Source organism: Nostoc sp. DSM 114160 (assembly GCF_053470305.1).
In genome coordinates this window covers 740,464-762,945 of the sequence record NZ_JBPFGO010000001.1, presented here as the reverse complement: position 1 = coordinate 762,945, position 22,482 = coordinate 740,464, and the positions used below count along the sequence as shown (strand labels likewise).

General features: G+C 39.4%; 9 protein-coding genes and 3 pseudogenes. 4 read left to right on the top strand and 8 right to left on the bottom strand.

Features of this window, described 5'->3' with window-relative positions:
* Positions 1–66: 66 nt before the first annotated feature.
* Together NSTCB13_RS03555 and NSTCB13_RS03550 are read right to left on the bottom strand one after the other, a co-directional pair.
* Entirely contained in the window at positions 67–1,551 is a 1,485-nt protein-coding gene (locus NSTCB13_RS03555; protein ID WP_448271350.1) for a CIA30 family protein, read from the bottom strand.
* 326 nt (positions 1,552–1,877) lie between these two features.
* A complete protein-coding gene (locus NSTCB13_RS03550) occupies positions 1,878–2,345 on the bottom strand; it encodes a GNAT family N-acetyltransferase (RefSeq protein WP_445628382.1) in 468 nt (155 codons plus the stop codon).
* Positions 2,346–2,531: 186 nt separating this feature from the next.
* Here NSTCB13_RS03550 and NSTCB13_RS03545 point away from each other — a divergent pair, with 186 nt between their 5' ends.
* Entirely contained in the window at positions 2,532–3,332 is an 801-nt protein-coding gene (locus NSTCB13_RS03545; protein ID WP_445628381.1) for an RMD1 family protein, read from the top strand.
* A 223-nt stretch (positions 3,333–3,555) separates the two neighbouring features.
* Here the strand turns inward: NSTCB13_RS03545 and NSTCB13_RS03540 are convergent.
* The 5 genes and pseudogenes from NSTCB13_RS03540 to NSTCB13_RS03520 form a co-directional block, all read right to left on the bottom strand.
* Positions 3,556–9,026, bottom strand: a pseudogene (locus NSTCB13_RS03540) (trifunctional serine/threonine-protein kinase/ATP-binding protein/sensor histidine kinase).
* Between the two features lie 465 nt (positions 9,027–9,491).
* The gene (locus tag NSTCB13_RS03535; protein ID WP_448271349.1) at positions 9,492–11,108 is read right to left on the bottom strand and encodes a tetratricopeptide repeat protein; all 1,617 of its coding nucleotides are present in this window, start codon (positions 11,106–11,108) and stop codon (positions 9,492–9,494) included.
* A 471-nt stretch (positions 11,109–11,579) separates the two neighbouring features.
* Positions 11,580–13,673, bottom strand: coding sequence for a tetratricopeptide repeat protein (locus NSTCB13_RS03530; protein ID WP_448271348.1), 2,094 nt, complete (start codon positions 13,671–13,673; stop codon positions 11,580–11,582).
* Between the two features lie 162 nt (positions 13,674–13,835).
* Positions 13,836–14,546 (bottom strand): DUF4058 family protein, encoded by a 711-nt coding sequence (locus NSTCB13_RS03525; RefSeq protein ID WP_448271347.1) that lies wholly within the window; start codon positions 14,544–14,546, stop codon positions 13,836–13,838.
* A 79-nt stretch (positions 14,547–14,625) separates the two neighbouring features.
* Positions 14,626–15,168 (bottom strand): SH3 domain-containing protein, encoded by a 543-nt coding sequence (locus NSTCB13_RS03520; protein WP_448271346.1) that lies wholly within the window; start codon positions 15,166–15,168, stop codon positions 14,626–14,628.
* A 310-nt stretch (positions 15,169–15,478) separates the two neighbouring features.
* Between NSTCB13_RS03520 and NSTCB13_RS03515 the strand changes: the two genes are divergently transcribed.
* A complete protein-coding gene (locus tag NSTCB13_RS03515) occupies positions 15,479–16,360 on the top strand; it encodes a TauD/TfdA family dioxygenase (protein WP_448271345.1) in 882 nt (293 codons plus the stop codon).
* A 205-nt stretch (positions 16,361–16,565) separates the two neighbouring features.
* On the opposite strand, the pseudogene NSTCB13_RS03510 reads toward NSTCB13_RS03515, so the two are convergent.
* Positions 16,566–18,075 (bottom strand): annotated as a pseudogene (locus NSTCB13_RS03510) (UbiD family decarboxylase).
* Between the two features lie 265 nt (positions 18,076–18,340).
* Here NSTCB13_RS03510 and NSTCB13_RS03505 point away from each other — a divergent pair.
* Together NSTCB13_RS03505 and NSTCB13_RS03500 are read left to right on the top strand one after the other, a co-directional pair.
* Positions 18,341–18,811, top strand: a complete 471-nt coding sequence (locus tag NSTCB13_RS03505; RefSeq protein WP_445628373.1) for an N-glycosidase — start codon at positions 18,341–18,343, stop codon at positions 18,809–18,811.
* 664 nt (positions 18,812–19,475) lie between these two features.
* Positions 19,476–22,219, top strand: a pseudogene (locus NSTCB13_RS03500) (GAF domain-containing sensor histidine kinase).
* Positions 22,220–22,482: the final 263 nt, after the last annotated feature.

Below are 22,482 nucleotides of genomic sequence, written 5' to 3'. Positions count from 1 at the left end.
TGTTAGAACAGTCTATCTAACCAGAGTTGGTTGAGATAATTTACAGACTAAAAATCTGTAGATATTTCATCTCTTATCTGGTTGTAAATTAGAAAATAAACTCTGCCAATCGATATTGACAGTATTTTCTCCCTGCTTAACCTCAAATGTGACGTTAGACGCTTTTCCTATTTTTAACGCTTGTACGCAAAGTTCTGCCACATCCTCACGACTGATTTTGCCTCTAATATTATCACCTTGCTCAAATATTAATTCCTTACCTCCTGGGTCTTCAGTTAAGGCACAAGGTCTAATAATTGTATAAGGAATTCCGCTTTCTCTTAAACTATCTTCTCCCTTCAACTTCCAAGTTAAAATTCCTCCCAATTGGTCATTTAATTTCACTGCTGGCGGTTCTTCATCTAAATTAATGCCAGGACGACCAGGACGAGTGACACCTGCTGAACTGACGAGGATAAATTGTGGTAAAGTTGCCCCCCCATAAGCTTTAATTGATTCCAACTGGAAAGTAAAACTACCTGGGGAAAATTTCGGATTTAAAGCGCCATCATGTTCAAATTTGCTCAACATCAGTTGAAATGAGCAAATTCTACTTTGCTCAATTGGTGGCGCATCTTTGACAGTTTTTGCCCGAAAGACGGGAATCAAATCTGCAAAGGGAACATGAACATCTATCCAGGTATTAGCTACGGTGTCAAAAGAATAGCTGTAGCCAACACCATCCCATGTTGTATCTGTCCGCAGAAAGATTTTATAGCGTTGACCATCACCTTTGACACGCAATTTCACACCTTCATAACTAGATAAGTTGAAAGGTGGATCAAAATTTTTCGTTCTGACAGAAGCAAATCCGCCAGAGTTAGCAGTGGAAACATTACCCGCAAATAAAGCTGTATTTTCTAATAATTGGATATTACTAGCACTCACGCCACCCATGACAACATCATCCAACGCTCCCCAGCTATCCTTTAATTCTGCTGATGGCTTGGTGAAATCAAATATTAGTTTTTCCTTTGCTTGAGGTAGATATTTTGCTGCCGCTTGGACTAAGTTTTTTACTCCTTGATATTCTACATTTTCGGGAGTGTCACCAACAATTTCTGGCTGGTAAAATTTAACACCTTGATAGTATTTAGCTCTATCTGCTGTGTCTCCCTCAACTGGTTGTACGTGTACTGCTGTACAACAAATTACAGCTTGGATATCAGAAAGAACTAAAGGAGTTAAAGTTTCTGGTTGCGTGATATCCGCAACTACTAAATCGATATCATTACCAAGAATTGACCGCGCTTTGTCAATGTCTCGAACTAAAGCGCGAACTTTATAACCTTGTTGGAGCGATCGCTGCACAACTCGTTTACCGACACCGCCCGTTGCACCTGCTACTAATATTACACCCACGTTTCTTCCCCCATTGGGTCTATATTGATTATCCTTAGGACGACCTTGGATTAATTGCTGTACCCAGTTAAGGAAAGGAATTACCTCAAAGTAAGTCAGGGTTTCGATAAACCTGCCTAAGTCCCATTGAGAACGATTTTTGTCAGTCATATTTGCGTCCTCATAACTTTATTTACTCTAACAATTTTAGAGGGAGTAGCGAGTCAATACTTTTTGGGTTTTGGGGGAAAGGGAAAAGGGAAAGGGTTTGATATTTACCTTTTCCCGCAAACCCATTAACCTTTACCCAGACCAAAAGAGAGATTGTTGGATTTATCCGAAAAGTATTGAGTGACGAGTAGTGTAGTTCAATTACTTGAAAAACGCTGTCATTTCTTCAGAGTGCAAGAGTATCATCAGCAATATCTAGAGAAGCATGGACGCGCCTCTTACAGGATAGGCTAATCTTTCACTGGATTGAGGGAATATATAAGTGCTCAGTTAGAATATTTATACTTCATAAATAGTACAAAAGATTTTGTTAACCTCTTTCGTAATTGAGATAGTCCAAACTTAGACTTGAGGGATGGTGGTAAGTCTTGAAAGTTAACGGATACAAAACCTCTTTGAATGTAAAAATTCACCAATTGATGTTTTAAGCATTTTAAATAAAGCGGTTGACTAGCTTGAGTAATTAAATGCTGCACTAGAACAGTCCCCAAACCACGGTTTCGCCAAGCTGGTGCAACAAATAAACTACCTAGTTCTTGTGCTAAGTGAAAGTTTCGGATCTGCCCGAAGGCTACTAAATGCCCATCACATTCAATGACCCAAAATTGCTGCCATCTGAGTTGACTGGGATCTAGCTTTGCTTTAAACACAAAAAATACTATTAACCACATATCAAAAGGCTTGGCCTTACGAAGAACATACTCAGGTGGCAACGAGACATTAGACTGTATCATCTATCCAGCAATAATTAGACAGTCCCAATTTACCTTGACTGGTTGAAATTTTTTGACCAAAACAGGGTGTAGGCTGTAGGGGAAAGACGAAATGGTAAGCTGAAATTGTAGTTATCCCGACAACAGGCATCAATTACTATCGTTACCAGAGCAGTAAAGCAGGCAGAATATAGCTTTTGGGCAATAATGCAAAAACTCCTTTTTAATGACAAAGATAGATTTAGAGCGCAGGCCCTGTTCCTTGGTAAAGGTATTAACTTACAGACACTAGATAATTACGTTTCCTTGGCGACTATGCCACTAATAATTAGAGTTGGTGAAGAAGGCTACGCAGTATTGCTAGCCTATGGTGCAGTTGTCCTGTTTAACCTTGAGCCGAGAGAAAAGGTAGCCTTTTTGACCAAACTATCTTCTCAAATTAGCGGCCCTTTTGCCGACCCAGAAACAGAAGAGGTAGAAGTTCATCTCAGTATTAGTGAGAGTGAACGAGCCAAGGAAGGAAAAATTTTACTGCATGAATTGAGTATAGAACGCTTGCAGATAGTGGCTGATATTCTCGCCAAGAGTGTTGTGTTGTCTCACTATGAAACCAGCCTAGCGACTGTATTCGATCAAATTGAACCGTTCGCAGCTAGTCTCCAGCGTGAAAACAGAAGTAGACAACAAAGCCGGGAATTACTGCGTCAACTAGGAACTACCCTATTAGTTCAACATAAGATTGTAGGTCAAGTAGAGATTATCGATAAGCCGGAGTTGCTCTGGGAATCTCCACAGCTAGAAAACTTATATCTGCGCTTGGAGGATGAATACGAAATTCGCGAACGTCACCATGCTCTAGAACGTAAACTAGAGCTAATTGCCCAAACCGCTCAAACGGTGCTGGAGTTCATGCAGCATAGCAGTAGTCAGCGAGTAGAGTGGTATGTGGTGATTCTGATTGTGGTAGAGATTCTGCTGTCACTTTATGACATCCTTTTCAAAAGCTAATCTGAAATTTGGGGTTGTGAAATGGCGAGGGAGCGATCGCAACTACTCAAAATTCAGTGCGAGAAATCGCTCCTCAGAGCAATGTTATTACTAATACCATTTTGAAAAATGATTGCGACACATGGATTCACACCAAGCCAGACGCACCAAGGCAATTTCCAATCCAAAATCGTTCGACTGAGCGCAGCCGAAGTCTAAAATCCAAAATCTAAAATGGTATAACTTACTGGCAAACTGGAATACGGATTTGAAACTCCGCTCCCTCGCCCGGTTCTGAAGTGCAAGAGAGCGAACCACCATGTTTTTCGGTAACGATTTGGTAGCTAATCGACAAGCCCATACCTGTTCCTTTACCCACAGGTTTTGTGGTGAAGAAAGGATCGAACAGGCGACGGCGAATCGGCTCTGGTATACTCATCCCATTGTCTGCAATCCGAATTTCGACTCGATCGGCATTAATTTGCTCAGTGTGAATAGTAATAGTTGGAGTTGTTATTTCTCCTTGATTGTTCGTTAATGACTCTTCCAAAGCATCGATCGCATTACTCAACACATTCATAAATACTTGATTTAGCTGCCCTGCATAGCATTCCACTTGGGGCAAATTACCGTAGTGTTTAATAAGCTCAATAGCGGGACGATCTGACTTGGCTTTGAGGCGATGTTGGAGAATCATTATCGTACTGTCAATGCCCTCATGAATATTAACAGCTTTAATTTCGGCTTCGTCCATACGTGAGAAGGTTCGCAGAGAAGCGACAATTTGCCGAATCCGATCTGCTCCAACCCACATAGAAGATAGTAGCTTCGGCAGGGTCTTCTAGCACGAATTCTAGATCGATCGCCTCTGCTTCTGACTGAATCTCTGGATGGGGAGATGGATAATGCTTCTGATAAAGTTCCAGCAGTCTTAGCACCTCTTGGGTGTAACTGTTGGCATGGGTCAGATTGCCAAAGATAAAATTGACTGGATTGTTGATTTCGTGAGCAACCCCAGCTACCAATTGCCCCAAGCTCGACATTTTCTCGGTCTGCACAAGATGAGCCTGGGTTTGTTGTAGTTTATACAGAGATTTTTCGATTTGTTCGGCTTTTTCTCGCTCTCGCGTTTCGGATGCTTGCAAAGCTTCATTTTTAGTTTCGAGTTCTTGTGATTTAGCTTCCAGTTGTTCTGAGTAAGCTTGCAGGTTGGTGTAAAGACGGGCGTTGTCGATCGCAATCGAAATTTGTGCTATCAACAGACTCAGCACATTCACCCGTTCTGGGGTAAAAGCACCAGAAATGAGATTATTTTCCAGGTAAATAATTCCAGTAAACTTGCCAGAGTGAATCAGCGGCAAACACAAAATTGACTTGGATTGGTAAGTGGTGATATAAGCATCAGCCACAAAACGTGAGTCTTTAACAGCATTGTCTAAAACTAGATTATTTCTAGTTCTTTCGACATAATTCAATAAGGCAACTGGGAGTAGGGGTGAATTAGTTTTATCCTCTACGTTAACAACAACGCTAACCTCCTTATCTATAACTATTCCCGTCGCTTCTAACATCCATTTATTCTCGTGCTTGGCAATAAAGTAACCTTGTTGAGCGCCAGCATTTTCGATGACAATCTTCATCAATTTTTCGAGCAGCTGAGTTAGCACCATTTCTTCTGACAGCACTTGTGCAGCTTTCATCACTGTCATGAAGTCGAAAATGTGAGCGCCTCCAGTAGTCGTAGAGCTTGTTTGAATAGTGTGTAGGTAATTCGTTTCGATTTTTTCTGTGTTTGACCGCAAAATTAATTGCGGATAGCGTGTTTCTAAATCTTTGACTTTAGCAACAGCACCCCAATGACTATAGGCGTAGTAAGCATTTGTCATGTATATTTGGGCAATCGTTTCTTTACCCCATAACAAATAGAATTTGGCGGCGAGTTCGTGAGCGATCGCTTCCTCGTTGATGTACTCGTTTTCTTTAGCAAGTGCGATCGCTTTTTCATACATCTCGATCGCTTCGATTTTTTCGCCTAAAACTCGATGCCGTTCTGCCTCTACTAAATAGAATTTGTGTAAATGATTCATTGGGGCATAATCTGCCCATTTTTGGATTTTTTCTTGATTAGCTTGGACGCGATCGAGAATTGCCTTTTGCTCTGATTCTTGGCTATTAGGATACACCGCTAGCCGCAGTAAAGAATCGTAAAAATTTAATAGAGGAACAAGGGGCATTCCTACCACTGCATCTAAATACTTCTCTGCTATAGCGAGATTCTCAATCGCTTCCGAGTAATTTTCAAACCAATAACAAAGCAAAAATTTGTTCAAATAGATGTAGCCAACTCCCGCATTGTCGTTTGCTTGTTGGTGCAGTGGCAACCCGATCTGTTCATCGCAGGCTTCACCCTTTAGAAGGCAGGGATTTTCATTTTTTCCCAGTAGATTTAAGGTAGCCTGCCAATAGATTTCTATATAATTAAGCGCTGTTTCTTGCTTAATTTTATGAATAGCATCTCTGTTTCTTGCCATCTCTCTTTCAAGGACAGCCAGTTCTTTACCGCTAAAGTAAGCTAAACAGGAGTACTGTAGTAGACAATAGCCTGCATATTCTAAATCTCCTGTCTCCATTCCGCTAGAGTAACCTGACAGCAAAGGCTCTAAGGTTTCTCTCAGATGCTCTTTCCAATGTCGGATAAATAGATTTACGATGAAAACTGTCTTGGCTTTGATTTCTTGAGCATTTAACTTTGACACTAGATTTAAAGCCAACTGACCAAATTTATAACCTGAATCAATATCTCCCACAATCGCACAAAGAAGAAAACCATAATTGGCATAAGCAAAAGGAGAAACGGCAGCATTACCATATTCGACAGATAATTGTACTTGTTTGCACACCGTCAAGGGCAACAGTGCAGGAGCAGCAATATATGCAGGAGCAAAGATACTTGACAAAAGTCTAATAGCTGCTAATTTATAGCGATCGCTCATTTGAGGTAGCTCAATTAAATCCTCAATTCGCCTTCCAGTCAAAATTGCCGCAGTGTCCGCCAGACCTTGCCCAATATCTGACGCGTTCGGTTCTTGGGGAAACTCTACCCCTAACTGCTTTAAAACTTGTAGCGCTGTGTTAACCGCTTCTAATAACCTGTTCTGCGCCATATAAGCTTGAAGCAGGACTTCATACACTTTAATTTTGTCCAGTAGCGTCACAGCACAGTTTTGGACGATCTCAAACAATCTCTGCATTTCTGCAAAATCACCGCTCAAAAAAGCTGCCTCTGCCGCTTCTAAGTGCAGTGCTAATGTCAGTTCATATTCACACTTCCAGCTTTCTTCTGCTAACAATCCCAAACCGACTTGCAAATATTTGATGGCGGAATCGTGCGCTGTGGCTGCTTTTGCTCTTTGACCGGCGATCAGATTTAGTTCTGCAAGTTGATATTTTTCTGTTTCAGATATCAGTAAATCAGTACCGTAATTGAGTTGATTAACTAAAGCAAATATATTTTCTTTGCGTTCTTCTGGTGTCGTATTTTGTAGTAGTAATTGACCAATTTTCAGATGCGTTGCTTGCTTGCGATCGTCGGGAATTAAAGAATACGCCGCTTGCTGTATGCGGTCATGTAAAAACTTGTAATCAACCTTGACATCAGTTAAATTAATTCTGTCAGAATCTTCCTGAGTAAAGACTAAGGGAATTTTGTAATCCTGATTTAACGGTAGAATTAACCCAGCTTGCAGGGCTGACCACAATTGCGCCGCAGTGGTTAAAGAAGATACTTCGTTGACGATCGCTAATACATCTAAGTTAAAAGTATTACCAATACAAGCAGCCAGTTTCAGAACTTGTTGCGTTTCTAATGACAGTTTGCGAATATTTCTCGCTGTCAATTCAACAACATTCAAGTCAGTAATGCCGATTGCTTGAATATGTTGAATATTCCATTGCCATACTCCTGAATGGAAGTCGTATGTTAGTAAGTCTTCTTGATATAAAGTTTTCAGCAGTTGTGTTAAGAAGAAGGGGTTCCCCCCGGTTTTGTGGAATAGTAATTCTGCTAGTGGCTGACTGTGCTCTATGTGATTCAATGTATCGCCAATTAACGCTTCCACATCCGTTAACTGCAATGATGACAAGACGATGTTATTCACCAGCGCACCAGAGGATTGAATTTTGGACAAACTCATCATCAATGGATGGGTGGGCGACACTTCATTATCACGGTATGCCCCGATTAGCAATAAATATTTGCGCTCAGTATCGGTCATCAATAGCTCAATTAAGTTCAGTGATGCCAAATCTGCCCACTGCAAGTCATCCAGAAAGACAACTAAGGGATGGTCTTGGCTCGTAAATACCCCAATGAATTGCCCAAAAACGCGATTGAAACGGTTTTGAGATTCTGTTGCTCCCAATTGGGTTACAGGTGGCACAGTTCCAATAATCAGTTCGACTTCGGGTATCACATCAATGATGACTTGCCCGTTTTCTCCCAACGCGGTTAATAGTTTCTCTTTCCATCCTTGGATTTGGGCAACACTTTCAGTGAGTAATTGCTGAATCAAAGATTGGAACGCCTGAATCAACGACGTGTATGGAATATTGCGTTTGAACTGATCGAATTTGCCTGCAATGAAATAACCTCTGGCCCCGACAATCGGTTTATGAACTTCATTGACGACACTCGTCTTGCCAATGCCCGAATAACCAGAGACGAGCATAAGTTCGCTGCTACCACCTGCCACACGCTCAAATGCAGTCATTAATGTTGCTACTTCTGCTTCGCGTCCGTAGAGTTGTTGTCCCAATCAAAAAATGCCCAGATTTATCCTGTCTCCCTGGTACGAAGTTTTCAATTTTGCCAATCACTTGAAGTTGAAACAAGCATTCCTCTAAATCCGCTTTCAGTCCCCAAGCGCTTTGATACCGCTCCTCTGCTGTTTTTGCTAACAGCTTCAAAATAATTGCACTAATTGCCTCTGGTACATCTTCTAGAACACGACACACGGTTTCACTACAGGGTGCAACTGGCATTTTGGCGATGTGACAGTGGATCAACTCCATCGGGTCACTAGCATAAAATGGCAGCGTGCCTGTTAGCATTTCATACAAGGTGACACCCAACGAATAAAAGTCGGTGCGATAGTCGCACACCCGGTTCATTCTGCCTGTTTGCTCAGGCGACATATAGGCAAGTGTACCTTCAAGCAAATTAGGATTGCTCAAGGTAGGATTTTCTCGATCGAGGCGCGAGGAGATACTGAAGTCAATCAGTTTGACTTCCCCAGATTCGGGATTAATTAAAATATTGTGCGGCTTAATATCTTTATGTATAATTTTTTGGGCGTGTAGCTCTCCTAAAGTCTGTGCCAAATTAATCGCCACCTTGAGAAAAGTAATCAAGGTAGTTTTTTGAGTCGCAATTATTTCTTTGAGCAAGCAACCTGGGATATCTTCCAAAACCAAAGCCAAACCATGCTGATAATTCTTTAATTCGTAGGCTTTAACAATGCCAGGAATTCGCAGTGACTCAATGATTTGATATTCGTGGCGCAGTCGAGCAATATCTTCTAGGGGTGGATGTTCGCACAGAAGAGTTTTGATCGCCACAGAGACATTATCGGTTTCTCGCCGTCCACGATAAATGACGGTTTTACTACCGGAGTGAAGGGTTTCGAGGAGTTGATAACCAGATAAAGTAGCTGTCATTGTTTTCTCTTGCAATATAAGCATTCTTAATATGCCCATGCAAGTTTAGCTTTGTAACATCTGAGATAAAAATAAGTATATTTTTACGAGATGTTACATGAATCATTTGGAATAAAAATGTATATTATGACTTGATTTTCACGGCATTTCGCGTTTTTTTGACCTGTGATGAAGTAATGCTTATCCGATCGCAGTCGCAAATGAAGACATGACACCACGAATCAAAGCCAATGCCTATTTTCTCTGCAACAAACAGAAGAATCGTTGGATTTTCGCGGGAGCTAGCTTCATGGTAAAAGATATTAAAACTACTGACTGCTAATTAGTCTCTTGATTTTTCAGCTAAGTAATTACACAAATTAAGCTTTTTACAAATTAATTGAATATATGACTAGTATTTGATTGCGTGAAAAAATTCAGCACAACTTCAAGAGGCTTCTTTTCCGTTTTCTATATAGGATTTTTTTAGAAGTTTAAAATATCTAATGATTCTTCTATTTCTAAATCTAATATTATTTCTCGTGTATCTTTGAGTGCTTCTAGCTTACCTTCTTGACGATAGATATCTGCCGCTTTTTGGAAATCTTCAATTGCTCCCTGCTTATCTGCAATTTCTAAACGAATATTGCCACGGTTGTAATAAGCATCAGCATAACTAGGATTAATCTGGATTGCCTGAGTATAATCTTCAATTGCGCCCTCAAAATCTCCTAAATCTGAACGAGCATTCCCACGGTTGTAATAAGCATCAGCATAACTAGGATTAATCTGGATTGCTTGAGTATAATCTTCAATTGCCCCCTCAAAATCTCCTAAATCTGAACGGGCATTACCACGTTTTTTATAAGCTATAGCATCTTGAGGATTAATCTTGATTGCTTGAGGAAATCCTGGCTGAGAGCCTAATAAATAACGAGTAATTCCACGGTTTTTAAAAGCATCAGCATAATGAGGATTAATTTTAATAGCTTGGGTATAATCTTCAATTGCTCCTTGATTATCTCCAACATGAGAACGAGCTTCAGCCCGGTTTTTATAGGTTACGGCAATATTAGGATTAATTCTAATAGCTTGAGTATAATCATTAATCGCTTCCTCTAATCGCCCCAGTTGATAAAGAGCTAAACCTCGTTTATTGTAAGATTTCGCATCATGAATATTCATCTGGATTGCTTGAGAATAATCTGCAATCGCAGCTTCGTAATCTCCTATTTGATAATGAGCTAAACCTCGTTTATAATATAAACTAATATCATTATTAATTTCTAAGGCTTGAGTATAATTAATAATAGCATTTGTATATTCTCCTTTTTCGAGATATTCATCACCCCTTTTTGTATAAAGTAGATTTAAATCTTCATCATTATATTCAGGTTTAAAAGTAGATTTGAACACCTGATTAATAGTTGGCTTAAATGAAATTTCTTGTTTCGGAAGATATTTATAAATAGGTGGTTGTTGGCGAGAATAATTATTTATAGAAGATTGTAACTGTTCTAGATAGCACCATAAACCACCCCCATATAGTAATTGTTCTATTCCAAAAGAAATTTTCCCAGTCTTCAACTTAATCATCCGGGTTGGGAGAAAGCCAGCCAAAAAAAGGTGATACTCAGATTGTGCTTCACTGACATCTTCTTGAATTAAAATGCAAACTACTACTGCATTTTTTTCAACTTCTTCAGAACTAATTGACCATCTAACTCTGTCAATGCGACCATGACGAGATTTAACCTCAATACCAATAGATGGGTCAGAAGTCAAGGTAAAATCTATATTACCATCGCCGCCAAATCGCTTTTCATAATCGACTTCGGTAATAAAATCAGCTAAACGTTCTTTGACAACTTCCTCACCCAACTTTCCTTTGAGATAGCTAAGAAAAACATCACGTACTGGTAAAACACGCTTATATTTTTCAGCCATCTGCCAGCAAAATTCCCGTAGTGCCTTTAACCTCTCCCCAGAAATTATAGTTAATTCACTATATTGACCTTCTGTTTCACAATGAAGCAGACAACCAGATGCTAACCTTTTAATAAAATCAGACTGTAGCGATCGCAGTAGTGTAATCCAGTCCATTGATATTTCTGCGAATCTTTTGATGAGATTATTCTATTAAAATATCCATTCGGCGTAAACCTTTTAATTAGTTTGGGTGATATTACCAAAAATTGTTTACTATTTTGCAATAATTATTCATTAAAATTAATATATGACAATGAGCTATGATATTTACCGTTAGACATTGGCGTAATTTACATTAGTTTTGAAACTGCGGCCATGTTTGATTATGCCAGAGTTTTAAAGAGTTGGGAGAGTGCGATCGTTGGGAATAATACATGAAATATTAATTAGCTAACTACCAACATCACAAATGTCCGAAAATCACAACCTCAACCCAAAGCCTCTCACCAACTCCAGTCCCCCTCTCGAAAAGCAAGGAGAGGGCTAATTATGGGGGTTTTGATGAGGAAGTGCGATCGCAGTAGTGTAATTTCCTCATTTATGTTTATGCAACTTTTGATGAGATTATTCTATTAAAATCTCCATTCAAGGCATCTCCCATACTTTAACTGTTTTATCATAACCACCACTAACAATATTTTTACCATCTGGACTAAAAGCTACTGACTCTACAAAAGATTCATGTCCAAAAAGAGTGATAATTGGTAGTCCAGTTTGCACATCCCATACTTTAATGGTTTTGTCATCACTACCACTCACAAGGTTTAGTCCATCAGGGCTAAAAGCCAAGGATGTCACTGCATTAGAGTGGCCTTTAAAAGTACGTATCTGCCTATTATTTTGCCAATCCCAAAGTATGATGTTATTGTCTTTACTACCACTAGCCAAAATCTGACCATTTGGGCTAAAACCTATAGCACGAACACACTGTTGATGTCCTTCTAGGGTATTAATTTCTTTGCCAGTTTGCACTTCCCATAGTTTTATACTATTGTCGCAGCTTCCACTAGCGATAATATTATTATTTGGACTAAACTTCAAAGACTTAATGTAACCTGAGTGTCTAGAGAAGCTACCAATTTCTTGTCCAGTTTCTATATTCCAAAATTTAATGGTTTTGTCATCACTGCCACTAGCTATGGTCTGTCCGTTTGAACTAAAAGCAAGGGAACCAACCCAATCAGAATGTCCTGATATAGTAAGGATTTTTTCTCCTGTACTAACATTCCAAAGCTTAATAGTTTTTTCAGTACCGGAACTAGCAAGAGTTTGACCATCAGGGCTAAAAGTTACAGCAAGAACTGAACCTGAATTTCCAGAAAGTGTGTTAATCTCTTGTCCTGTCTTTAAATTCCATAGTTTGATAGTAGAATCTTCACTCCCACTGGCTAAAGTTGTTCCATCAGAACTGATAGCTACTGACCGAACCGCAGCAAACATTCCTGAATGCCCTGTGAAATTATATATTAATAACGCCTTACTATAATCTGCACTGATGTAATCTTTATTTGCAGCTTCGTATTCACCAAGTGTTTGGTGAGCGATCGCACGAATATCATAAGCTTCATAATACTTGGAATCCAGCTTAATAGCATTATTTAAATCCTCAATTGCTTTTTTTGGTTCGCCTAATTTTAAATTAATAAGTCCGCGTTTATAGTAGGCATCTGGATAATAGGTATTAGCATCCTCTGCATTATTATCAATAGCCTGAGTGAAGTCTTCAATAGCTTTTTCATATTCGCCCAATTCAGCCCAAACAGAACCACGTTTCAAAAAGGCAGCCGGATAATTATCAGCAGTTAACTTTAATGCTTCTGTTAAATCCTTAATGGCTTGTTGATAATCTTTTTGTTCAATATAGATAATAGCTCTGCCTAAATAAGCATCATAAAAGTCAGGATTTAGTTTAACTGCTAAATTAAAATCATCAAGTGCTGCCTGATAATTACCAAGTTTGATGTAAACAGTACCTCGTCCTAGTAATGGTTCAACATATCTGTCTTTGTCTTCGGCAAATTTGGGGCTAACATTCATTGCCATAGTATAATCTTTAATAGCTCTATCCTCATCTCCTAACTCTGAATATGCACGACCTCGGCTTACATGGGCTTCTGCAAATTTGCCATCTTTACTTAAAGCATCGCTGTAATGCTTAACAGCACCCTTATAATCTGCTTTTTCTTGAGCTTTTTCGACTCCTAATTTATAACACTCTAAAGCAGGAGACACAAAGGAATCTTTTTTATCACCTATATTAATCTTAATTAAGTTAACCTCTTGAGCTTCAAAAAAGAAATCTACTCTGCCAATGAAAGATAGAGTAGGAGCGAAAGTAGGGGCAAAAGTCGGTGCGAAAGTAGGAGCAATAGTTGGCGCCAATGTTGCTCTTAAAATAGAAATATCTGGAATAAAAGAATTCTCTGTGGCAAGAAAATTTCTAGCTTTTTCCAAAACTGCAAGTGTCTTATCTACTTGCAAGGATGATAAATATTTATTTATGGTAACAGCCTCAGCCACTCCATGCCTTGTTAGAGGTAGAATAGGTAAAATAATCTCTGTCATACTCAGAATCAATGCGAGTAAAATACAAAATACAAGTTTAGATAAGTGCTGCAATACATTAGAAAATTTTATAAATACAGCCTGTTTTGTTTTTTGTAGTGTAGTCAATTTCATATTTTTAGGAATCCAGTCTTACCTTACAAGGAATCTCCGGTTAGTATTCCCAGTTAAGTGATAGAAATCTCAAATCCTTATTAAGTTCTACTGTAATTCTTTCTCCTGCAACAGTGCATCAGCTCAAGCTGCATCTGCTTCTGACAACGCTGGTACTGGCTGTTAACTGTAATCTATTACTAAGTCATAACTTGCGCGGTCATAAATCCCAGCTAATAAACTCTGCAAATCTACCAACGGTTCACTATCACCAGTTCGTAAAGGCAATGGAAATGCAGGAATCATATCTTGCAAATTGAAGGCATATAAATCAGATTGGGGACGATTTTCTGCCCGACTAACCAAAATCCGATAATCATTTTGCGTACCATCTCCAAAAACTAACATTGCTTCCCCGGTACGCAACAAATCAATTTCCACCAAATGTGTTGAACTTCCCAATACTCGTTGCCGCTTAGTTTCGTATGCGTTGCGTCCTTCTCCTGTACGTTTATTTTTAGGTGATAAAATTTCAATTACTGTCACTACTTCTTTTGTTCCTACCTTTCGCACCTCTAAATATCTTTCCTTTACTATCTCAGGTATGGGAACTGTCACCGTTTTAGGTTGAACAGCAGGTGTAGCTACAGCTATATTCGGTATTTTAGGATTTATTGCTGTCTGTGAATTTTGTACTATTACATCAGGAATACTAACCAAAAGTTTATCATCGCCAGTAGTTTGATAAATTCGCTCTTCAATGGCGACAAAATATTTCGGACGTAATTGAGGAGAGAGATAATCTGCGATCGCAACTATTAGTCTCCCATGTACTCCTGCCCATAACTCAGGAGCTTCTAAATACGGGTTCATTCCTGGAAATGGATAAGCCATAACAAATATCTCAAAACCAAAAAAATTTTAAAAGTAATTCTCATAGCCCCATCCTCGCTTGCCTGTTGGGGGTGAGATTTTAAGAACAATTAGTGAGGGCTGCACCACATTGCTCTTCCTTTGTCAACCAACCTTTAACACTTTGATATTCTACCTGCGCCCAATCTCCCTGACAGCCTAACAATTTGACAGCCGTATTAGCAGGAATTCTTCTCAGTTTTTGGCTTTTTCGACTGCTACTAGCATAGAAATCCACACCATTAGTACCGTAGCCCCGCGTTGTTAAGCCTAACTTTGGCACGAATACCCATCCAGTTCCTTGAAAACCATTGCTAGCATTAGTAATTTGCACCCAATTTCCAGCAGCACCAATAACGTGAACTGTTTCGTTAATGGGTATTTGTCCTATAATTATGTTATTTGTACTTGCACCACTCCGCACATTTAACCCTTGCGAATCTGTATCGATGACATAGGCAAAAAGATTGCATTTTTGAGAATTACTTGATTTCGCTAAACTTATTTCACTAGCTATCCCAGTATTGAGTATCATATTAATACAACTGAATGCTAATCCGAACGCTAATTTTGGTGCTGGATTTTTCACTTTTTTTGCGATCATTTCTTCAAGTTTCTGGCATCATTACTCAAGGCTAGAATCTTAGTTTATATCTTTGAATCTACCTAAACAAATTATGGTTAACTTTGTAACGTAGTTCGATCAAATAAATTTTAGTACTACAATAACACTTTTAATTTTACAAAATTTAGTCCTGCAATGTCTACGACGGGTGGTTCCTGAGCGCAGCCGAAGGGCTACGCCTACGCTGATGGATGCAACACAACGATATCATTGAGTATTAAGATGTCAGTATATGGTGTAGTTAACGCCAACAGGAAGTTCATATTTCGACAAAGATTCATTAAGTTATATGAATAAAAAAATACATTCCATATCAGATAGCATAGTTCAAAAAATTAATAATCTCGACAATGTGAGTATTTTAGAATTAGACAAAGAAGAAATTATTAGCTTATTTAAGGCTAATGGAATCTTGCTTTTTAGAGGATTTGATGTTGATGTTGATATTTTTAAAAAATTTACCAATCTCTTGAGTACCGATTTTATAAATTATGCTAGTGGTGCATTCAGTAGAAGGGTAATTAATGGAGATGAGACTCTTTTAAGCGTCAATGATTTTAAATCTGAGATTAAGTTGCACGGAGAAATGTATTATCAGCAGAATATCCCACTTATGCTGTGGTTTTTCTGTGCTAATCCACCATTAAAAGATGGTGAAACTACGGTATGTGATGGCAGACAGTTTTTTAATGAAATGAGTAGTTCAACTAAAGAGTTATTCAGGCAAAAGAAGTTAAAATTTAATGTTCGGATGTCTCAAGAGGACTGGCAGAAAAAATACCAAACAGATGATTTGAATCCGCTAGAAGAAATGTGTCAAAAAAATAATACGCATTTGACAATAAATGACGATCGCTCAATTCTGCTTGAATACATTTCTCCAGCTATTATCCCTAGCAGATGTGGAAAATATCAGGTATTTATTAATAGTCTATTGCCTACAAAGCAGTTAAACCCAAAGATTCTTAATTTGGAAGATGATTCAGAAATTCCTGAAGAGGTTATCTCTGAACTTAATGAGATTGCTGAAAAAATAACCACGGAAATTTCGTGGCAAAAAAGCGATATTTTAATGATTGACAATACAAGAGTACTTCATGGTAGAAGGTCTTTTGCTGACGATCAAAGAGATATTTATATCAGGCTGTGTTCTCCAGCTTTTTCATTTTGAGATTTGATTACACCAGGTTTCATTTATTTAAATGATATCTGTCGTAAAATATAGCTTTACTGTGCTATTACTGCATTATCTATCACATAATACTTTTTAGTTAAGGATTATTGGGGTAGATAATTTGTCTTTCAAGACGCGATAAATCGCGTCTCTACATTAGGGTTTTGTTGCTTTATCTAAACTGTATTGATTTTATAACAGGTTATTTCATATCATAGCCAAACAAATTTGGGTCTACTTCTCCTAACTGCAACTCTGCTAAACCATACTCCGCCCATCGTCTCTCTACCATCGCCGCCACATCTGGGTCGGATTCTAAAGGCGAACCCCATTCATGATTTGTTTCCGGCGGAATCTTGGTAGTTGCATCAATTCCCATCCGTCCGCCTAAGCCAATCTTCTCACTGGCAAAATCCAAGGTATCAAAAGGTGTATTCGGCAAAATAAAGACATCCCGCACTGGGTCAACTTTAGAACTAATCGCCCAGACAACTTGACGCGGATCGCGAATATTTATGTCTTTATCCACCACAATTACAAATTTGGTGTATGTAAATTGAGGTAAAGCACTCCAAAACGCTAAAGCCGCCCGTCGCGCTTGTCCCGGATATGCTTTATCAATGGAAATAATCGCTGCTTTGTAACTCAAAGCTTCCATTGGCAGGAAGAAATCGACAATTTCTGATACTTGTTGCCGCAGTATAGGCGTATAAATGCGATTGAGTGCGATCGCCATCATCGCTTCTTCTTTGGGTGGACGACCGCTAAATGTTGTTAAGTAAATCGGATTTTTCCGGTGCGTCATACACTCGAAGCGAATTAACGGCGAATCTTCCACGCCGCCGTAATAACCCATGTGATCGCCAAAAGGCCCATCTGGTAAAACTTCCCCTGGTGTAATCGTTCCTTCCAAGACAAATTCGGAATCCGCGGGAACTTCCAAATCTACAGTTTTACATTTTGCCAACTGGACGCCAGAACCGCCATAAAGTCCTGCAAACAGCCATTCTGATAAATCTACAGGTATAGGTGTAGCTGCTGCCATGATAATTAGAGGATCTACACCAAGTGCGATCGCAACTTCTAATTTTTTCCCACGTTCGGCCGCTTTTCGCAAATGCCTCGCCCCACCCCGCACCGATAACCAGTGAACCGTCATCGTATTTTGAGATTGTAGTTGTAAGCGATACACACCTACATTTGGAGTACCAGTCTCACAATCCTTGGTAATTACTAATCCCAGCGTGATAATCCTGCCAGCATCACCAATATAAGGGCGTATCAAAGGCAACTTATTTAAATCTAAATCATTACCTTGAATCACAACTTGCTGACAAGCGGGGAAAAAGTCTCGTCCCTGGTTTTGCCTTCACCACATCAAACAGCACTTTTCCAAAATCTATCGCCTGGGAAATCTTTTTCGGTGGTTTTGGCTGTTGCAGCATACTCAATTTTTTACCCAGAGTTTCCAACTCCTCTGGATGCTGCATATTCATCGCCCAGCAAATCCTTTCCACAGTTCCCATCAAATTCACCGCCACCGGGAAGGAAGCGCCTTTGACGTTTTCAAACAACAACCCTGGGCCACCTTTTTGCAGCATTCGGTTGGAAATCTCAGCAATTTCCAAGTCTGGGTCAACTAAAGCTGAAATTCGCCGTAATTGTCCTCTTTCTTCCAAAATTTTGATGAATCCCCGCAAGTCTCTCGCCATTGTTCTAATAAAGCTGATTATTTAAGAAGTGTGAAGCGCTTTCTTATATTATGGGGCATTGGGAGAGTGGACTAGAAGACAAGGAGAATTGGAGACAACACATCTCAGGAAAGCTGATGAGTAAACTAGTAAACCTACTGTTCCAAAAATTGTGTAAAATTACTCCCCCAGAGTGATGTTACTAATCCTTCATATAAATGAAGAGTTTTGAAACCTAAACTTTCAGTTACCCTGAAATTGATATATATAAAAGAGCAATTTTCAAATGACCATTTACTTTTATAAGGTTTGGCAGCCTTATGGCTGTTTTTCTAACTTTTCTCTCCACGGAATCCACATCGAGGGTGTTTACTGGCCAACGGTTGAGCATTATTATCAAGCGCAAAAGTTTGTAGGCAGCACAGATGCGGCAATTATACCTCTTATCCATGCCGCCGCCACCCCAGAAGAAGCTGCGACTTTGGGAAGATGTAGCACTCGCCAACTCCGTCGAGACTGGGATTTGGTTAAAACTCAAATTATGCGAGAAGCTGTACTCAAAAAGTTTCTCACTCATGCTGATATCAGAGAAGTTCTCCTGAAGACAGGTAATGAGATGTTGGTTGAAAACTCCCCAACCGATTCTTTTTGGGGCTGTGGTGCTAATAAAAGCGGTCAAAACCATCTCGGTAAAACTCTTATGAGTGTGCGTGAAGAAATTCGGAATTTACTATCTTTAACGGTAATTTACGAATAATTTAATCAAAATAGTTACATCCAACATCAAGTCAAGCAATTAAACGGGGAATAGTCAAATTCCCCAGCCAAAAACATTTTCAAAAATTACTAATAATTTAGTTATGGCTCTGAATAAATTTTAATTAATTGAATTAATGGGCAAAAAGATTAAAAAAATCTTTTTAATTTCAAGAAATTATTCCAGTTATAAATTAAGTAAAATTACTGGAATAGTTTAATGATTGAGAATATAAAATTAATAAATGTCAATGATTAAAATTTTCTGAACTTTAGACTTGAGATGAGCGCTAAAAAGTATTTAATGATACAGCATTTTTATATATCACTTAAATCCGCTTTCCAAGAGACCTCTTGGCAAAAGTGCTTTTTACACTCTCGTAGGAAAAGGTTTTGGTTAAAGGGGAAGGGAAAATACAAAACCTTTACCTTTTCGCGACAAATGCCAAGAAGTCTAAGGGCTACAGGGAACAAGCAAAATATCTGTTACTTTTCAAACATCTTCTAATCCATTTCCCAAAATATTTGTAATACATGTATGCCCTTAGCAATACATTATTAGCAAGAATTTTTGGAAATAGGATGAAAATCAAAGTATTGTAAGTTGAAAATTACGATCGCGAACAATTATAAAAAATTATACTTAAATAAATTAAATATAAGTAATGACACGTAGGGATAAACCAAACGAGTTGCAGCAAAACTTCGGTCGAGAAAGCTTACTGCACCGGATGACAAAACAGATTAGGCGATCGCTCGACCTTCAAGAGATATTAACAACTACTGTTAGCGAAGTGCGTTTATTTTTGGGTGCAGATCGGGTGAAAATTTATCGCTTTGATGCTGATGGTAGTGGTGAAGTGATTGCAGAATCTATTCATAAACAACGTCTGCCATCTTTATTGGGGTCAACGCTTCCCAGCTGATGATATTCCAGAAGCCGCCAGAGAGATGTTTTTGTTGGCGGGGCAACGTTCGATTGTCGATGTGGCAAATGAGAAGATTGGGCTATCGCCTCTACAGTCAAAAGAAACTGGCAAACGTCTAGAAACTAATATCTACTATCGGCAAGTAGACCAGTGTCATATTCAATACCTAAAAGCAATGGGCGTACAGTCTTCGTTGGTAGTACCAATTTTAGATTGCGAGCCACAAGAACTATCGGCAAAGCCTAAATTGTGGGGATTGTTGGTAGCTCACCACAGTGAACCGCAAAAGATTTTGAAGCGGGAACTAAAAGTATTGCAGCAAGTTGCCGACCAGGTAGCGATCGCGATCGCTCAAAGTAATCTACTCGCTGAAGCCCACGCCAAGCAAAAGCGAGAAGCTACTATTAATCGAGTCACCACATTATTGCATAAACTGCCGACAATCCAATTACAAGGAGCACTAGAAGAAGTTATTACTGCCTTCTGTGGAGTCGGTGGCAGGCTTTACATTGCAGAGAACCGAGAACTATACACCTGGGGCGACCAACCGACACTCCCCTACGAGTTAGATAACAGTATTATCGAACAGCATCCCATCTGGCAAAACTGGATGGCTGAGTTTCAACAAGGTAATATTTGGGCAACTACCGACCTCTATAAAGAACCACGTTTGCGAGTTTTGGCTTTAGCATTCCGTTCTACTGAAATTCGCGGACTCATGGTGATTCCGCTACATTACCGCGAAAAATTTATCGGTGTATTAACTATTTTTCGCTCGGAATTGGAAACGGAAATCTTGTGGGCGGGAAGATGCGAACATAATCGGCGACAACTTTTACCCCAGCTTTCCTTTGAGATTTGGCGAGAGCAAAAAAAAGGGCAATCACCTGAGTGGAAATTGGAAGACATCTTTTTGGCACAAGCTTTATACGATCATTTCTCAATGGCAATTCAGCAGCAGCAGATGTATAAACAGGTACAATCCCTGAATGCCAACTTAGAACTGCGGGTGCAAGAGCAAACCTCTGAACTCGAAAAATCATTACTGTTTACCAAAGTCATCAAGCAAGTCACAGAGCATATTCGCCGCACATTGGACTTGCAAGCAACTCTGCAATCCATAGTTCAAGAAGTCCGTCCCCTGCTAAATTCAGACCGAATGCTGATTTTCTACCTGAAGACTCAATCAGTGATTGTGGAAGAGATTAATGGTGATTGGCAGTCAGTTTTGGGAGTGAATGCACCACCAGAATGCTTTCCTGATGAGTATACCCGTCTATACTGTCAGGGTAGGGTACGGGCAATTAACAACCTTTCAACGGCTTCTTTAAGTGATTGTCATCGAGAGTTTTTGCAGAGTTTGCAAGTGCAAGCAAACTTAATAGTTCCAATTAATATGGGTATGGAACTATGGGGCTTATTAATTGCCCATGAGTGTGAGGCTCCCAGAAATTGGCAAGATACAGAAATTGATTTATTGCAGCAGGTGGCAGATCAGGCTGCGATCGCAATTCAACAAGCACAACTCTACCAACAAACCTCACTAGCCGAAACTGAAGCCAGAAATCAAGCTGCTCAGTTAGAGCAGACCCTACACGAACTCCAAGAAACACAGACAAGATTGATTCAGACCGAAAAAATGTCTAGTTTAGGACAGTTGGTGGCGGGTGTCGCCCACGAAATCAACAACCCCGTTAACTTTATTTACGGTAATCTGTGCCACGCCAGTGATTACACCGAACAGCTGCTAGAAATTTTACGTCTCTACCAGCTATACTATCCCCATCCCCATAGTGAAATTCAAGCCGCGATCGAAGCGATCGATTTTGAATTTTTGGTAGAAGACCCTGCCAAAAATCATGACCTCAATGCAACTAGGAACCGAACGCATTCGCTCAATAGTGTTGTCGTTACGCAATTTTTCTCGCTTGGATGAGTCTGAAAACAAGCGCGTTGACCTGCATGAAGGTATTGACAACACCTTATTAATTTTGCAACATCGGCTGAAAGGAAATGCCGAATTTCCACGAATTGAAATAATAAAAGATTATGGCAGCATTCCACGGGTGGAATGCTATGCCGGTCAAATGAATCAAGTATTCATGAATATTTTCAGCAATGCCATAGATGCTCTGGAAGTAGGGCGTCGAGAGTGGCGCGATCGGGGTGACAAGGAGAATAACTCATGCCCAATTCCAACTATCCAGATTTCCACTAAAGTCTCAGCAGACAACTCTCGTCTGTTAATTCGGATTACTGACAACGGCCCCGGAATGAATGAAGACGTAAAAAAGCGAATTTTTGACCCGTTTTACACTACCAAGCCTGTGGGCAAAGGTACAGGATTGGGACTAGCAATCAGCTATCAGATTATTGTCGAAAAACATGGGGGAATAATGGAGTGTATCTCAGAACCTGGCAAAGGTACAGAGTTCTGGATTGAGATTCCCATCAAGCCTCCAGCCAAAATAGTTAACTAGCAATAGGAAATGGGAGATGAGGATGCAGGGGAAAAATCACTATTGGTTATTGACCAATGCTCAATTGTTAGTTTCAAAACTTAAAAATCGATTGATAAATTTTTAAATTCATCCACAAGATAGATGATAATTTTATTAACATATAGGCTAAATAAATAGCTATCAGCGATCCAGGATACAATACTGCTCGCTTTGTGCATTTTTAAATCGAAATTGGATTTGGGGAAAAGGTTAAAGGGTAAAGGGTAAAGGTTTTTTCTTTC

Coding starts and splice junctions, on each gene's coding strand:
- NSTCB13_RS03530 (WP_448271348.1), bottom strand. CDS start 13,673: ATGAAATTGACTACACTACAAAAAACAAAACAGGCTGTATTTATAAAA.
- NSTCB13_RS03555 (WP_448271350.1), bottom strand. CDS start 1,551: ATGACTGACAAAAATCGTTCTCAATGGGACTTAGGCAGGTTTATCGAA.
- NSTCB13_RS03515 (WP_448271345.1), top strand. CDS start 15,479: ATGAATAAAAAAATACATTCCATATCAGATAGCATAGTTCAAAAAATT.
- NSTCB13_RS03535 (WP_448271349.1), bottom strand. CDS start 11,108: ATGGACTGGATTACACTACTGCGATCGCTACAGTCTGATTTTATTAAA.
- NSTCB13_RS03550 (WP_445628382.1), bottom strand. CDS start 2,345: ATGATACAGTCTAATGTCTCGTTGCCACCTGAGTATGTTCTTCGTAAG.
- NSTCB13_RS03525 (WP_448271347.1), bottom strand. CDS start 14,546: ATGGCTTATCCATTTCCAGGAATGAACCCGTATTTAGAAGCTCCTGAG.
- NSTCB13_RS03545 (WP_445628381.1), top strand. CDS start 2,532: ATGCAAAAACTCCTTTTTAATGACAAAGATAGATTTAGAGCGCAGGCC.
- NSTCB13_RS03505 (WP_445628373.1), top strand. CDS start 18,341: ATGACCATTTACTTTTATAAGGTTTGGCAGCCTTATGGCTGTTTTTCT.
- NSTCB13_RS03520 (WP_448271346.1), bottom strand. CDS start 15,168: ATGATCGCAAAAAAAGTGAAAAATCCAGCACCAAAATTAGCGTTCGGA.